At 61.8% G+C, this 15,824-nt stretch carries 12 protein-coding genes and 1 pseudogene; 6 read left to right on the forward strand and 7 right to left on the reverse strand.

Going from position 1 to position 15,824, the window contains the following annotated elements; genetic code table 11:
* The coding region (locus tag VFL62_RS20765) for an ABC transporter substrate-binding protein (RefSeq protein ID WP_325174261.1) at positions 1-816 on the forward strand (816 nt) is incomplete at its 5' end.
* An 887-nt stretch (positions 817-1,703) separates the two neighbouring features.
* Here VFL62_RS20765 and VFL62_RS20770 read toward each other — a convergent pair.
* The 3 genes from VFL62_RS20770 to VFL62_RS20780 all read right to left on the reverse strand — a co-directional run bounded on the left by VFL62_RS20770 (position 1,704) and on the right by VFL62_RS20780 (position 4,780).
* Positions 1,704-1,967 (reverse strand): hypothetical protein, encoded by a 264-nt coding sequence (locus VFL62_RS20770; RefSeq protein ID WP_325174262.1) that lies wholly within the window; start codon positions 1,965-1,967, stop codon positions 1,704-1,706.
* A gap of 201 nt (positions 1,968-2,168) precedes the next feature.
* Positions 2,169-3,782, reverse strand: a complete 1,614-nt coding sequence (locus tag VFL62_RS20775) for a DHA2 family efflux MFS transporter permease subunit (protein ID WP_325174263.1) — start codon at positions 3,780-3,782, stop codon at positions 2,169-2,171.
* A complete protein-coding gene (locus VFL62_RS20780; protein WP_414644797.1) occupies positions 3,779-4,780 on the reverse strand; it encodes an HlyD family secretion protein in 1,002 nt (333 codons plus the stop codon). The genes VFL62_RS20775 and VFL62_RS20780 overlap by 4 nt, the downstream gene beginning before the upstream one ends.
* Before the next feature lie 578 nt (positions 4,781-5,358).
* On the opposite strand from VFL62_RS20780, the gene VFL62_RS20785 reads away from it, so the two are divergent.
* A complete protein-coding gene (locus tag VFL62_RS20785; RefSeq protein WP_325174265.1) occupies positions 5,359-7,494 on the forward strand; it encodes a PAS domain S-box protein in 2,136 nt (711 codons plus the stop codon).
* Positions 7,495-7,669: 175 nt separating this feature from the next.
* Here VFL62_RS20785 and VFL62_RS20790 read toward each other — a convergent pair whose 3' ends face one another.
* The 4 genes from VFL62_RS20790 to VFL62_RS20805 form a co-directional block, all read right to left on the reverse strand.
* Positions 7,670-7,870 (reverse strand): hypothetical protein, encoded by a 201-nt coding sequence (locus tag VFL62_RS20790; protein WP_325174266.1) that lies wholly within the window; start codon positions 7,868-7,870, stop codon positions 7,670-7,672.
* 183 nt (positions 7,871-8,053) lie between these two features.
* Positions 8,054-8,626 (reverse strand): TetR/AcrR family transcriptional regulator, encoded by a 573-nt coding sequence (locus VFL62_RS20795; RefSeq protein ID WP_325174267.1) that lies wholly within the window; start codon positions 8,624-8,626, stop codon positions 8,054-8,056.
* A 332-nt stretch (positions 8,627-8,958) separates the two neighbouring features.
* Entirely contained in the window at positions 8,959-10,305 is a 1,347-nt protein-coding gene (locus tag VFL62_RS20800) for an MFS transporter (protein WP_325174268.1), read from the reverse strand.
* Between the two features lie 357 nt (positions 10,306-10,662).
* On the reverse strand, positions 10,663-11,838 hold the full coding sequence (locus VFL62_RS20805; RefSeq protein WP_325174269.1) for a hypothetical protein: 1,176 nt from the start codon (positions 11,836-11,838) through the stop codon (positions 10,663-10,665).
* Between the two features lie 420 nt (positions 11,839-12,258).
* Between VFL62_RS20805 and VFL62_RS20810 the strand changes: the two genes are divergently transcribed.
* The 4 genes and pseudogenes from VFL62_RS20810 to VFL62_RS20825 all read left to right on the forward strand — a co-directional run.
* Complete coding sequence (locus VFL62_RS20810; protein WP_325174270.1) at positions 12,259-12,564, forward strand: PilZ domain-containing protein; 306 nt, start codon at positions 12,259-12,261, stop codon at positions 12,562-12,564.
* Positions 12,565-12,951: 387 nt separating this feature from the next.
* On the forward strand, positions 12,952-13,587 hold the full coding sequence (locus VFL62_RS20815) for a response regulator transcription factor (RefSeq protein ID WP_325174271.1): 636 nt from the start codon (positions 12,952-12,954) through the stop codon (positions 13,585-13,587).
* A 116-nt stretch (positions 13,588-13,703) separates the two neighbouring features.
* Complete coding sequence (gene araD / locus VFL62_RS20820) at positions 13,704-15,476, forward strand: L-arabinonate dehydratase (RefSeq protein WP_414644796.1); 1,773 nt, start codon at positions 13,704-13,706, stop codon at positions 15,474-15,476.
* A 186-nt stretch (positions 15,477-15,662) separates the two neighbouring features.
* Positions 15,663-15,824: pseudogene (locus VFL62_RS20825) on the forward strand (ribonuclease activity regulator RraA); the annotation flags it as partial.

Genomic DNA, 15,824 nt, shown 5'->3' on the forward strand with positions numbered 1-15,824 from the left:
GAAGGGCAAAATCTGATCGTAGAGCGTTATTCCGGCATGGGTCAGGTAGACCGCTACGGAGACGTGGCTCAGTCGATTGTCGCGAGTAAGCCCGACCTAATTGTCGCTGTGAGTGGTCCAATTGCGCTGCAGTTGACGCCCCTGACTACTTCCATTCCAATTTTGGCGATCTCTGCCGATCCTGTCGTCGGTGGGTTGGTGACGAACCTAGCGAGGCCCAGCGGAAATATCACAGGTATCAGCGTTGACACGGGTCTCGACGTGTGGGGCAAACGACTGCAATTCCTGAATGAAGCGGTCGCGAACCACTTGACGAATGCTCGTTATTTCGCTGGCTCTATAACCAAGTGGTCGGTTGAAGCTGGGGCGGGAGTACAAAAATCCGCTCAGCAAGCTGGCATTCACCTCGCCGCCATATCGTTGGGTGGCAATGCTGAAATCGGAACGTACGAACGGGTGTTCGATGCAATGGCAAAGGATCGGGTCGATGGTTTGCTTGTGGCCGATGCCGGCGAGCATCTTGCTTATCGTCAGTTAATCGTCGATCTCGCTGCCAAACATCGTCTGCCTGCCATCTATCCGTTCCGAGAGTTCGCAGATGTCGGTGGTCTGCTCGCCTATGGTGTTGATGTCGCGGACAACATGCGTCGCCTCGCGGATATGACCGATCAGGTATTGAGGGGGACAAAACCGGCGGACCTTCCCTTCTACCAGCAGACCAAATTTGAGCTGGTGCTCAATCGAGGGACAGCAAAAACTCTCGGAATTGAATTTCCGCCGACCCTGCTGTCTGTCGCAGACGAGGTGATCGAATAGTCTGGCTGTTTGCTGCGACGCAAGAGTCTGGATTTGGCCCGTTGGTGAAGTGCGCGCTGACCGAGTAGATGCCGGCTTGCGGCGGCAAAGAAGACGTGGACTTTTGCTCAATGAAGTGCCCCGCAAAGCTCGACTTCGGGGCACAAGACTGGTACACACGGTCCGCTCGGGTTAGCTTTAAGCCATTGATTTTGCTTGTTTCTCCGTCGTCTTGCGGCAGTCCCCCCCTCTCCGCCACCCTTCGCGCTGACGCGCTTCGGGTGGCAGGCCGTTCGCACCGAGCGTGCGTGGCTTGGTCCGAATTTACCTGTCTATCGGTCATTCCGGGGCGATGCGAAGCATCGAGCCCGGAATCCAACTCACCGCTGCGAAGGCTTGCGAAATGGATTCCGGATAGCCGCTGCGCGGCTTCCGGAATGACAACGCAAAAGTCTCGGCATGCCTCATTCCGGCGGCGTGTTTCGCCCGGGTGATTCATCGTCTCGTCCCTCAACGGGCGAACGGTCGGCCGCTACACCGGACGGGGTATGCGGGCCGTCGCGTGCAACACTTCGACGTCGTCCATGCGGCCGATCGAATTGATCTGGATCAGTGCTGAAGTTCCCGTATCGCAATATCATATGATGGCTGGTCAGGTTTCGAGGACTTGGGAGGCCGCCTTCAGGGGCCTCCTCGGTCGCTCCAATCCTATGGACGTTGGCCATAAACGCGATCGCGTGTTGGCCCCGAGGGTATGCACAATTCCCCGTCGCCCTGATTGTCCCGGCTGGCGTCTTCAGCTCAACGTTCCTTGGAATCATTCACCAGCGACAATTCGAAACGCGAGAAGGGTCCCGGCCATCGCGCCGGAACCCTTCTCTAAATTCTACCGTCTCTGGCGCGAGCTATTAGTGTCCCGCGATGCCGGACGTCATCGCAGCTTCATCCTGCTCCTCCATCCAGCGGTAGGGCCGCACAGCATAAGCATAGCTGTCCGGCGCGGCATAAAACTCGTCCGGGCCCGCATAGTACGCGTTGCTGTCGCGGAACTGCTCCTGCGCTGCAATCGGGGCGCGATGCGCGCGCATATGGTGTTCCGCGGCGACAGCCATCGGCGCCGTCAATGAAACCAGCGACACTGCGCCGATCATCGTAAGAATTTTGGTTCGCATTGTTCTCTCCTTCATACGGCGTCCTGTGACCAAGGCCCCTTGCACGCCGTCCACTGTACCAACGCCTTGAGCAGGTTTAACTGGCGTAAGATGCAATCACGAAGCGGCGAGCAACTTGGATGATCAGGCGCTGTTCCAGCTCAGATCTTGGGCAACAGTTCCTGCGGTGAAATCCGCAAAAGCAAGAAGCCTGCGCCCGGTTTAGTGGCCGCGCGCGGGCGCGTTCAGGTCGATCGTTCGCAGCGAAAGCGCGATCGGAACCATGACGGTGCCAATCATCGCCAGCGTCCAGAATACGTCGATATAGGCGAGCAGGTCGATCTGGTGCTGAAGGGTCTGGCCGACCCAGGCGACCGCCTGACCTGCCGCGTCGGACGCGTTCGAACCCTGCGCCTGGAAGAACCGCGTCATCTTCTCGATGGTCTGCTGATAGCCGATGTCGGACGGCGCGATGTGTTCGATCAGCCGGCTCTGGTGAAATTGCTGTCGCTGTGCCAGGACGGTTTGCGCCAGCGCCACGCCCATCGAGCCCCCGAGATTGCGCGCCACGTTGATCAACGCCGAAGACTGGTTGGTCTTGTCGGGCGGAATGCCGTCATAGGACGCGGTCGTCACCGGCAGAAACAGCAGCGGCAGACCGATCGCGAGATAGATGCGCGACATCGCCGCGTAGCCGTAGGAGATATCGCCGGTGATGCCGGTGAGGTGCCACATCGAGAGAGCCGCAATCGAAGCGCCCGCCGCGATCAGGTATCTCGGCTGCACCGATCCGATCAGTCTGCCCGTGATCGGCATCATCGCCATGGTGACGAGGCCCCCGGGCGATAGCACGAGACCGGCGAGATAAGCGGTGTAGTCCAGCTCGGTCTGCAACAGCTGCGGCAGGATTTGCGTGGTCGCGATCACGATCGCGCCGGTGCCGAGCATGGCGAGAAAACACGCGCCGAACTGCCGCTGGCCGAGCAGGCGGATTTCGATGATCGGATCCTCGCGCCGCAGTTCCCAGATCACGAGCGCAATCAGGCAGAAGGCCGACGCGATCGCGAAGCTCAGGATCATGGTCGATCCGAACCAGTCGTTGCGCTGGCCTTCGTCGAGTACGAATTCGAGCGACCCGAGGCCGACGGCCACAAAGACAAATCCCATGTAGTCGAAGCGCAGCCCCTTCGCTAGCAGCTTGCGGCGGTCCTCCTCGGCGCCCGAAGGTTCGTTGACCAGCGCTCCGACCAGGAACAGCGAGAGCATCCCCATCGGGACGTTGATCAGGAAGATCCAGTGCCAGGAGTAGTTGTCGCTGATCCATCCGCCGAGCGTCGGCCCGATCACGGGTGCCACCACCACGGCGATGCCGTAGATCGCGAAGGCCTGGCCGCGCTTGGCCGGCGGAAAGGAATCGGCGAGGATTGCCTGCTCGCTGGTGGCCATGCCGCCGCCGCCGATTCCTTGCAGCACCCGGAACACCACCAGCGCCTCGAGATTCCAGGCCAGGCCGCACAGCAGCGAGGCCAAGGCGAAAGTCCCCACGCAGATCATGTAGAAGCGCTTGCGGCCGATGACCGTCGACAGCCATCCCGAGATCGACAGCACGATGGCATTGGCGACGAGATAGCTGGTGATGACGTAGGTGCTTTCGTCGATGCCGACCGCAAGGCCGCCAGCGATATAGCGCAGCGCCACATTGGCGATCGTGGTGTCGAGCACCTCCATGAAGGTCGCAATCGAGACCACGAAGGCGATGAGATAGGGATTGTGACCGCCGGCCGCCGAGCGCTCGGGAGACCATCCGCCGCTGCCGGCCTGTGCGGCGTCGCTCATCGAACCTTGGTCCAGGGTATCACCGACATGCCGGGCCCGATCGGCAGATCGACGGGCCATTGATCGGCAACGATCTTCACCGGAACACGCTGCACCACCTTGACGAAGTTGCCGGTGGCGTTTTCCGCCGGCAGCAGGCTGAACGCTGTGCCCGAGCCCGGCTGCACCGACTCGACATGGCCGACGAGCTTGCGGTCGGGATAGGCGTCGACCGCGAATTCGACCCGCTGTCCGGGCCGCATATCAACGAGCTGCGTCTCCTTGTAGTTCGCAACCACCCAGATCTCGTCGGGCACAAACATCGCCAGGCTTTGACCGGCGGCGGCGAAGGTTCCAACAGCGCCCGACAATTTCACCACGCGGCCGGGCTGCGCCGCGACGACATCGGTATATTGAAGGTTGAGTTCGGCCTGGCCTTGCTGGGCCTGCGCCTGTTGCAGCGAACCTTGCGCGCTCTCGAGCTGCGCCTTCAGGGTTTTGATGCCGAGCTGTGCCGCGATTAACCCGGCCCGGGCGCGCGCCTCGTTGGCCTGCTGCGATTGCAGATCAGAGCGCGTCTGCTGCTCGCGCTGAACGGTACCGGCGCCCTTGTCGACCAGATCCTTCGCCCGCGCCTCTTCCTGCTGCGCGAATTTCAGCTGGGCTTCGGCCTGATCGAGCTGGGCCTGCGCCTGCTTGATCTGCTCCTGCTGGCTGTCGATCTGCGCCTGAATGTTGTCGATATTGGCCTGCGCGATCGCGACCTGTGCCTTGGCCTGGTCGACAGCGATCCTGTAATCCCGCTGGTCGATCCTGGCGATCAGCTCGCCCGTACCGACATGCTGGTTGTCGGTGACGGGAACGTCCGTGACGTAACCGGAGACCTTGGGCGCGATCGAGAAACTGCGCGCGGCGATGAAGGCGTCGTCGGTCCACTCATAGTCGCGAACGCTCAGCCAATAGAGCAGCCCGCCGATGGCGGCGATGAGCAGCACGCCCGCGCCCGCAACCGACAGCATCCAGTGCTCACGCAACTGCGCGCGCAAGGATGCTTTGGGCTTGTTTGCCGAACTTCCGCTCGGCTCGCCGGATTTTTGCTCTCCCGTTTGCGGATGCTCCGGGCGCGCGGGCTGTTCCGGCGGCGTGGCCGGCCGCCGCGGTTTCTCCTCGGCGCGGCCGCGCTGCGTGGTTGATGCGTCCACGACGATAAACCTCTGCGCATGGTTTGGACGTTGGTGCTACGCGCAGCGCCTAGCATCGTTCCCTTCGTCTATTCGCCAGCAGTTCCGCGCGGCAGGGGTAACTGCGAATGGGGCGGGAACCAAGCAACGCAGGTTTGCGCGCGATCCGCGCGCGCCTCGCGGCATAGAAACCTGCCGGCGTCGTTGTGAGGCGAAAACGAGACGATAACCATACCGACGCGAGAAGAGGCCCGCCGGATGATGCGCCATGGAACCGGGCGCCCAAGCCCGTTTCCGCTCGGGGACGGCTTTCATATCGGGCTAACCCTGTTCCGGCGCGCCGGATGAGCCATTCACCAAGCGTAAGGGGAAGCCAATATCCTCTAGGCAACGCGTATTGCTCGTTCCGGGAACCCATGAGCCGACCGACCATGCTGCCGCCGACTGCCACTGATAACGGTGAGGACTTCGAAGCGCGCGTTCGCCGCGAGGTACTGCGTCGCATGGCCATGACGCCGGCGATGCTGCACTCGATCGATGCGAAGGGCCGGCTTGTCTCGGTCAGCGACAACTGGCTCGCCAAGCTCGGTTATGCGCGCGAGGAAGTGCTCGGCCGTCATTTGACTGAATTTGTTGCTCCCGCCACGCGCGAGCATGTCGTCAAAAACCTGCTGCCGGAGTTTCTCCGCGCCGGCCGCTGCGACAATGCCGAGTACCAGATACTCTGCAAGGACGGCCGCGCGATCGACGTCCTCTTGTCCGCCGTCCTGCACCGCGATCCGGCGGGCGGAGAGCCAATCTCGATCGCCGCTGTCACTGACATTACCGCGATGAAGGAAGCGGAGCGCCAGGTGGCCGAGAGCGAAGCGCGCTACCGGATGTTCGCCGACAATTCAACCGACATCATCGCCTTGCTCGATCGCGACGGCGGCCGGCGCTACGTTTCGCCTTCGTGTTTTGCGATGACCGGCTACACGCCGGAAGAAATGCAGGCCTCGCGCACCGCCGACACCACGCATCCGGACGACGTCGCGCGGGTTCTCGAGGTGCTCGCCAACATGACGAGCGAGTGCACCGTAACCTACCGCATGCGCCTCAAGGCCGGCGGCTACATCTGGGTCGAAACCACCTGCAAGCCGCTGGCGGGCGCAGGCCAGACGGATCTGAGGATGTGTATCGTGCGCAACGTCGATGCACGCATGCGCGCCGAGCAGAAATTGCAGGAAAGCGAGAGCCGCTACCGCCTGCTTGCCGACAACGCGACCGACCTCATCATGACGGTAGCGCAAGACGGCACGCGCAGTTACGTCTCGCCGGCCTGCGAAAATCTGTTGGGATATACCCCTGAGGAGATGCTTCTTATCAATTCCCTGGACACCGTGCATCCGGAAGACGTCTCGACGGTCCATCTGATGCTCGCCAACAAGTCCGAACGCCCGGATCAACATCCGCGGACGTACACGTACCGGATACGACGCAAGGACGGCAGCTACATCTGGGTCGAGACGACCGCTCGCGCCGTCGAGATCGCCGGAGATGAAGGCCAGCGGCAGCTGATCATCCGCGACATCGAACAGCGTATGAAGTCGGAACAGGAGCTGAAGGAAAGCGAGGCGCGGTATCGCCTGCTGGCCGATAACTCCACCGACATGGTGTTCCGGCTCGATACCGACCTGGTGCGCCGCTACATCTCGCCGGCCTGCCGCGAAATCCTGGGCTACGAGCCGGAGGAAATGCTCGCCATCAAGCCGATCGACATGGTTCATCCCGAGGATGCACCGCGGCTCGCGCTGATATTCCAGACGCTGCTGAGCGGCAAGGCCGACCGTCATTCGATCATCAACCGGATCCGCCACCAAAACGGCCGATGGATCTGGGTGGAAGCGCAGTTGCGCGCGCTCAGAGATCCGGATGGCGGCGCCGTGACGGGAATCATCGGCGCGCTGCGCGACATTTCCGTGCGCAAGGCGATCGAGGACGAATTGGCGGAAGCCAATCGCCGCCTCCGTGCGCTTGCCGGACAGGATAGTCTCACCGGGCTCGCCAACCGCCGCGCGTTCGATGAAGCGCTTGCCAGAGAGCACCTGCGTTCGCGGCGTGACAAGACCGCGCTTGGCCTGATCATGATCGACGTCGATCACTTCCAGCGCTTCAACGACCTTTACGGACACCTGGCCGGTGACGACTGCCTGCGTTGCGTGGGAGCTGCGATCGGCGCGGCGCTGCTTCGGCCGGGCGATCTTGCCGCCCGCTACGGCGGCGAGGAATTTGCCGTGCTTCTGCCGGACACCGATGAAGCCGGCGCGGCCGTCACCGCCGAACGCATCCGAGAGGCGATCTTTGGCCTCAATATCCGCCATGCCGGCAATTCGAACGGGGTCGTGACCATCAGCTCGGGTGTCGCGTCGCTGAACTGCTCGGACATCGAAGCCGATCGCCTGATCGCGGCGGCGGACCAGGCGCTGTATCGCGCCAAGGACTTCGGTCGCAACGCCGTATGCCGCGCGGGCGACGTGACGCCGGGCGACGGCGCCGCGGCTAACGTCGCCTAGAGCCGGTCAAAGCCCCGATAGCGCCAGTGGTTCGAGGGCTGCAGAAAATGACGCTGCGCGTCTCAATCCCCGCAGCTCGATCGCGCGTAACGCCGCGGACAAAAAAGCGTGCGATGGCAGAGGGGCGCCACCGCACGAGGAGGGTTCCGTAAGTTCGCTAGAGGTTTCGTCGCGTTTACTGGGCGACGTGATGCTTGCGAACGTGAGCGTAGGTGTTGCGGACCTTCGGCTGATCCAGGCTGGCCTGGGCGTTCAGAGCCGGGGCGGGCGGATCCAGACGGAGCAGACCAGCGGGGACGCCCTGTGCGGCTGCCGGGGCAACCAGGCTGGCGGAAATCGCGATCAGGGCAGCAGAGGCGAAAACGATGCGGGTCATGATGCTTCTCTCTCGGTTAGACGCGTCATCCGCTGGTGGTAAGTATTTTAATACCGCAATTCCGAATCGAAGGTGACCGGTCATATTGACTTCGGGGCGGATTAAAACCGAACTCCATTACAGACACGCAATGTGTGCAATATGACCAGTCAGCTTAAAATGTCAAACGGATTAAGATCACGTTCACTTTAACAGCGCCTTGAAGGCGACGTTCAGGAAGTCGTCGATCGGCTGGCGGTCCTGGGTGATCCGGAGGCGGATGGTGGCACCCTCCCAGGAATTGACCAGGAAACGGGCCAGTTGGCCCGGGTCATGGCGTGGATCGACCTCGCCCTTGGCCTGCGCCTCGCGCAATAGCTGTTCGACACCGTCGCACCAGCGATCGAAAACCTCGCGCAGTTCCTGACGCATCCGCGGATATTCGCGGGCCATCTCGGCCGAGAACAGGCCCAGCATGCAGCCACGCTCAAAACCATTGGTGATCAGGCGCTCGGACAGAAAGGTGAAATGGTTCTTCAGCCGCTGCAGCGGCGGGACGCTCTCGTCGAACAGCATGTCCGGCCGCGAGCCCTCGAGATAGCGACGCAGCGCGTCGATCGCGAGATCTTCCTTGTTTTCGAAGTGGTTGAAGAACGAGCCCTTGGGCACCCCGGCGGCCTCGGTGATGTCCTGGATCGAACATCCCTTGAATCCGAGCGTATGCAGCGTGTCTACCGCGCTGCTGGCGAGCTTCTCGCGCAGGCTGGGTCTGGCCATGGACGTCTCTCCCGAGGGATTTACCCTCTGCGAGGGATGACAAATCCTCCCGCAAGCATGACAAATATGCGACTGACCGACTTAATTCAACGTCTTTAGTCTAAAAAGTGACCAGTCAGCTTGGTTCGAAGGCTACCAGCTACCTTGATACCCGTTAACGAACCCTGAATACCGATGGCGGATGAACTTCACAGCTTTCTTGTGCTGGCCGGTGCGGCCGTCGCCGCCGATAGGCCAAGAGTGAGCGGCGAATAGGGAGCAGCGAACGGCGAGTGCCAATGAAGGCTTCCATTTGCCATTGCCCATTCGCTATTCGCCACTCGCTCGCTATGTCATCGCGTCTGATATTCGGCGGAAATGTCCTTGCCGGTGTAGTCGGTCATCAGCGCGGTCGCGATCAGCGAAATCACCGCGCAGGCCGCGATGTAAATCGCAATGGCGGTCGCGGTGTGATAGGTGCCGAACAGCCAGGCCGCGATCAAAGGCGCCGGTCCGCCGGCGATGATCGAGGCCAGCTGATAGCCGAGCGAGGCGCCGCTATAGCGCAAGCGTCCGGTGAAGCTTTCGGCGATCAGCGCGGCCTGCGGGCCGTACAGCATATCGTGAGGGATCAGCGACAGCACGATCGCGGCAAAGATGACCGGCTCCGAGCCGGTGTTGACCATGGCAAAATAGATGAAGCCGAAGATGCCGGTTGCCGCCGCGCCGATCATGTACATGTTCTTGCGGCCGATGCGGTCCGAGATATGGCCGAACACCGGGATCGACACGAACGACAGCACCGAGGCGGCGAGTACGGCCGTCAGCAGGAAGTCGCGTGAGACGTGCAGCGTGCCGATGCCATAGGAAAAGATGAAAGCCGTGAAGATGTAGAACGGCGCCTGCTCGGCCATGCGCGCAAAGGCCGACAGCAGGATCTCCTTCGGATGTTCCTTGATGACGGTCAGCATCGGGGTGCGGTCGATCTTGCGCTCGGCGAGCAGCCTGGCGAAGATCGGCGTCTCCAGAATTCCGAGCCGGATATAGAGGCCGAGGCCGACCAGCAAGATGCTGAGCGCAAACGGAACCCGCCAGCCCCAGGACAGGAACTGATCGCCCGACATCTGGCTGAAGGCGAGAACGGCAAGGTTCGCCAAGAACAATCCGCAGGGCACGCCGAACTGCGGCCATGACGCGACGAGCCCGCGGGAATGATCGTTGCGCGCCCATTCCATCGACATCAGCACCGAGCCGCCCCATTCGCCGCCGACGCCGACACCCTGGATGAACCGCAGCACGGTCAGCAGCACCGCGCCCCAGATGCCGATGCTGGCATAGGTCGGGACCAGCGCCACCGCGAACGTTGCAAGGCCCATCAGTAGCAGCGTTGCGATCAGGGTCGACTTGCGGCCGATGCGGTCGCCATAGTGGCCGAAGATCGCACCTCCCACGGGCCGGGCGACAAAGCCGACCGCATAGATGGCGAACGCTTCCAGCGTGCCGACCCACGGGTCCGAATGCGGGAAAAACAGTTTTGCGAACACCAGCCCGGTGACGGTCGAGTAGAGAAAGAAATCGTACCACTCGATCGCGGTGCCGATCGTCGATGCGATCACCGCGCGGCGAAGCTGGGTCTGATGCTCGTCGGGGCTGAGCGAGGGGCCGAGAGGGATAACGTTGGTGTCGAGTGCTGCTGCCATGGGCTTGCCTCCACTGGCGGCTTAATTCTCGTATTCGCGTTTCTCAGAGCGGGTCTTTGCGAATGCCGGAATTCAGCGGCCACCAGCAAATCTGGGTTTCGAGTGGAGTTCAGGATCTGGCATTCGCCTCGCGAACGCGGCTCTCTGCGGCGAGCGCCAAATCCACTCCGCTGGCCCGTGGCGGCTCCGCATGCCCCACGAGTGGGTCGTCAGCGGGCGATTGTCCGTCGGGAACGTTCGGATAGGCGGAAGGGTTCCGTCGCTTATGGCTAGACTTTCGGGCTGAAAGATCTTCCGGCGATCAAGGATGGTCGCATGGCGCCGATTGCTGCAAAGCGGCAATCGCGGTACGCGCGCTCAGGCGCGGGATTTTTCGGCGCCGCCGAGCATGTCCTTGCAAAGCGCGACGCCGCTTGTGGCGACGTCGCGTCCTTTCCAGGCCCAATAGGTGACGCGGCCCATCAGGGTGTCGTGACGGCGCAGGCTGCGCGACCCGAGCACGTGGCCGACATTATCCGGAAAGCGTCTTATCTCGCTTTCCACCAGTTCGGTGATCGAGGCCATCAGCGCGTCCAGCCGCTTCCCCCAATCGGAATCTGCGAGTTGATCGATCCGAACCCGCAACGCGAACTCGGTGTCGTAGATGTCGATCAGGATTTCCTTGGCGACCAGAATTCGCTCCTTCTTGAGCGCGATGCGCAGCAGGGCGCGCCGGTCCTGCAACCGGTCCAGCACCATCGAGACGGCCGCCGCGTAGGGTGAGGCAGCGACGTCGGCTGCATTCTTGCTCGCGGCCGTCTTGGTGGCGAGCCGGAGCAGATGCCAAGGCGTCTTCAGTCGCTTGGCCACCAGCATCAGCGCAAACGGGACCTGTTCGCGATGGGTTTTCGCGAAAGCGTCGAGCAGCGGCGTGATCTTGGCGACATCGGCGTCTTCGAAGCGGGCGAACTTGGCCGGCAGCGCTTCGTTCAGCTTGGCGATTTCGTCGCGGGCCCGCAGCGCGCTGAGCATCTTGGTGAGGTCGTCGAACGCCGTCGGTGACGCCGTATAGGCCGAAAGCCTGCTCCTGATCTGGTCGCCGCTTTCGGGCGAGGCAAGGATGTTCTCCATGCTCTTGACGACTTTGCCCTGGAATGTCGCCGCCGCCTGGCGGGCTTCGCGCTGCTTGTCCATGCCGAGCAGATCGGTGATGTTCTTCACGTAATCCCGCGCCATGGTTGGCAACAGGTCGCGGGTGATCCACTCCCAGATCGCCGACAGCGAAGCGCGTTGGATTGCGCCGGTCGTGGGGTGCTGCGCCGCGCCTTCCACCAGCAGAGGCTCGATCGGGCCGAAGAAATAGCGCGCCGGCATGCTGTTGCGCTTCTGGGTCTGGCCGTTGCCGCGAAACTCGGCGCGCAACGACTCCATGACTTCGCCGGCGCCGGGAATCTCCTCGCCGCAAAGTTCCAGCCGCTCGAGCTCATCCAGCAGATTGCTGCGCGTCGGTGGCGTCAGTATTTGCAAGAATTCCTTGAGGCGGCTCTGAATCATTGCAAGTTGGGTGTGGTGGGTGCCGAACAGCCCACGCCGGTCCGTCGCCGGCGAAGTGCTTTCCGAGCGATCAAAGCAGGGCGTCGTAAATTAAGTCGTAAAAAAACCGGTAAGGCGCCGACGCGTCCCGGGGAACTACTGCTTCACATTTCAGGGAACTCGGCGTTCGGCTGCGGGGGCCGCAACATGTCGCTCAAAACGCGACGGTTTTTGCCATTAATTCCCGAAGCGCCGGGTTTAATCGAAACTTAACCCTGTGCGCCAATCGGCTGGCGCCGGTGAGTTCCCACCGTATTTGCCCGGTCGAGGAAATTAACGCGAAGTTGTCGCTGCCCCACTAACGGTTGCAATGGCCGAGACGTGCGATTTTTGCGGAATGCTACCGCTACTGTTCAGGTTCTCGTCCGTAGTTGAGACACGATGAGCGAAGACAAAAAGACACCGGATCGCGTGACGTTCGGGCGGGGCTATGATGTTTGCATCATGGGAATCGACGGCACCTGGCGACGCGACTGCCTGCTCAACGCCATTTCCGACAACGACGCCGTGTTGACGGTCGAGGGCTCCATCCAGGGTCTTAATCTGAAGGAGTTCTTCCTGCTCTTGTCCTCGACCGGGCTTGCCTATCGCCGCTGCGAACTGGTCCGCGTCAACGGCAGCGAAATGGACATCCAGTTTCTCAAAGCCAAGTCTCGCAAGAAGAAAGCGGGCGCTGCCGCGCACTAGTCTTCGGTTCCGAAACATCGCGCGTTGCGCCGCCAAACATCCCGAATTTCCAAGCCTCCAATCTCCAGGTCTCCAATCTCCAAGTCTCCAATCTCCAGGTCTCGAACTTCAAACTTATCGAACTTCTGAACCGCCGGCGGCGGCCCAAGTCGGCCGGGGCCGTCATTTTCCCGTTTCCAAAAATTGTTTTGCGGGGTGCGGCGCAAAATCCGCATGCAGGAACGCGATCCGATCAAAAACCGGTCTATTCGCGTTTGACCGGTTCAAGCTGCTACTTGTGCGTTAACCATTCGTCCCGTAAAAATACGGGTGAGAAATGATTTGCGGTATTTGCTGTGCAAGCCGTTTTACCCACGTCGTTTTTTGCAGTTCAAGGGACGATGTCACATGAACGAAAAGCCGTCCTCTCGCGGTGAGATCTTTGTCGTCGACGACGACCCCGCCGTACGCGAAACCCTCTCGATCGTGTTGTCGGCGGGTGGTTACGAGGTCATCTGCTTTGCCGATGGCGCCGCGCTGCTTTCGGTCGCACGAAATCGTACCCCGGCCTGCATTCTGCTGGATGTCCATATCCCCGGCCAATCCGGCCTCGACATCCTCAAGGAATTGCACGGCGAAGACTACCCGGCGCCGATCTTCATCATCTCCGGACAGGGCGACATCGCCATGGCGGTCAGCGCGATCAAGAACGGCGCGCTCGATTTCATCGAGAAGCCATTCCGCGGCAACGAGATTGTGGCGCGGCTGGACGAGGCGATCGAAGCTTATGCGCGCCGCCGCGCCGATCGCTCCGGCTCCAACATCGGCTCGCTGCACTTCCCCGGGCGCGAGCCGTTGACCCGGCGCGAGCGCGAGGTGCTCGAACAGTTCACGTCAGGCGCTTCCAACAAGGAGGCGGGACGGCATCTCGGCATCAGCCCGCGAACCATCGAAGACCATCGTGCCAACATCATGAAGAAGCTCGGCGCGAAAAACGCGGCCGACCTGGTCCGGATCGTGATGACGGCCTCCCGCATGCACTGACATGCGCGGCGCGGTCGCGCCGTCGCCCGTGGCGCGGCCACCTATTCGGCATGGCGGCGCAGCGAAAACGCCGGAGCGTCGCAAGCGGCCCTTGCTCGCCATAGACGGCTTGTGACATGGAATGGTCGAAAGATCGAACGGGTGTCACCATGGCCGACAACAAGAAAGATCCGGATACGCTGCGCAGCGCGCGCTGGTTCGCGCCTGATGATCTCAGGTCCTTTGGTCATCGCTCGCGCGCCATGCAGATGGGCTACGCGCCGGAGGAATGGAAGGGCCGCCCGGTCATCGCGATCCTCAATACCTGGTCGGATGCGCAGCCCTGCCACATGCATTTCAAGAGCCGGGTGGAAGACGTCAAGCGCGGCATCCTGATGGCCGGCGGCTTTCCCATGGAATTGCCGGCGCTGTCGCTGTCGGAGTCCTTTCTCAAGCCGACAACCATGCTCTATCGCAATCTGTTGGCGATGGATGCCGAGGAGCTGCTGCGCGGGCACCCTGTTGATGGTGTGGTGCTGATGGGCGGCTGCGACAAGACCACGCCCGCGCTCCTGCTCGGCGCCACAAGCATGAACATCCCGGCGATTTATCTGCCGGCGGGGCCGATGCTGCGCGGCAACTGGAAAGGAAAGACCCTGGGCTCCGGATCGGACGCCTGGAAATTCTGGGATGAACGTCGCGCCGGCAAGATTTCCGAGCGCGATTGGGTTGACGTCGAGGCCGGCATCGCCCGCAGTTACGGCACCTGCATGACCATGGGCACCGCCTCGACCATGACGGCGATTGCGGAATCGATCGGCATGACGCTGCCCGGTGCGTCTTCGATACCTGCGGCGGATGCAGGCCACATCCGCATGGCGTCGCAATGCGGTCGGCGCAGCGTCGAGATGGTCTGGGAAGATCTGACGCCGAAGAAGATTCAGACGCGAGAAGCCTTCGAGAATGCCATCACGGTCGCGATGGCAATGGGATGCTCCACCAATGCGATCATCCATTTGATCGCGCAGGCACGCCGCGCCGGTCAGGATATCGGCCTTGACGATTTCGAGAAGGCGAGCCGCAAGGTGCCGGTGATCGCCAACGTGCGGCCCTCCGGCGACAAATATCTGATGGAGGATTTCTACTACGCCGGCGGCCTGCCGGGCCTGATGAGCCGGATCAAGCCGCATCTGCACCTCGATGCGGTGACGGTCACCGGCCAGACGCTCGGCGAAAACATCGCGCGCGCGGAAGTCTACAACGACGATGTCATCCGAACCGTCGACAATCCGATCTATGCGGAGGGCGCGCTCGCCGTGCTCAAGGGCAATCTTGCGCCCGATGGCTGCGTGATCAAGCCATCGGCCTGCGATCCGCGCTTCCTCAAGCACACCGGCACCGCGCTGGTGTTTGACGACTACCCATCCATGAAGAAAGCCGTCGACGACCCCGATCTCGACGTCACCGCGGACCACGTCTTGATTTTGCGCAATGCCGGTCCCCAAGGCGGTCCGGGCATGCCGGAATGGGGCATGCTGCCGATCCCGACCAAGCTGGTGAAGCAGGGCGTGCGCGATATGGTGCGGCTGTCGGACGCGCGGATGAGCGGCACCAGCTATGGCGCCTGCATCCTGCACGTCGCGCCGGAATCCTACATCGGCGGGCCGCTCGCGCTGGTGAAGACCGGCGACAAGATCACGCTGGACGTCGCCGCGCGCACCATCAATCTCGATGTGCCCAAGGCCGAACTGGAAAAACGCCGCGCCGCGTGGAAGCAGCCGGAGACGCGCTTCGAGCGCGGCTATGGCTGGATGTTCACGCGTCACATCAAGCAGGCCAACGAAGGCTGCGACTTCGACTTTCTTGAAACAAGCTTTGGCAAGTCGGTCGGCGAGCCCTCGATTTTTTAGCCCCCGTCATTCCGGGGCGAAGCGAAGCCTCGAACTCTGATGTGCAATTGCACATCAGAGAATCCATGGTGCCGCACGAATGCTGGGAGAAATGGATTCCGGGCTTGCGCCTTCCGCGCAAAATAGCTTCGCTATTTTTTGCCGCGACGGCGCATCCCGGAATGAGCACAGATAGGGAATAAGCCGATGTCAAAACTTTCCGACGCGACCCGCAACAAGCTCAAGACCGTCTCCACCGCAACGGTGGCGACCGCGCTGTTCAAGCGCGGCTTCCGCATCCAGATGATCCAGGATGTGCATCCGCTCGGCCCGGATCAGCCGGTGCTGGTCGGCGAAGCCTTCACGCTG

The organism is Bradyrhizobium sp. (assembly GCF_035701725.1).
In the GTDB taxonomy this organism is placed as follows: domain Bacteria; phylum Pseudomonadota; class Alphaproteobacteria; order Rhizobiales; family Xanthobacteraceae; genus Bradyrhizobium.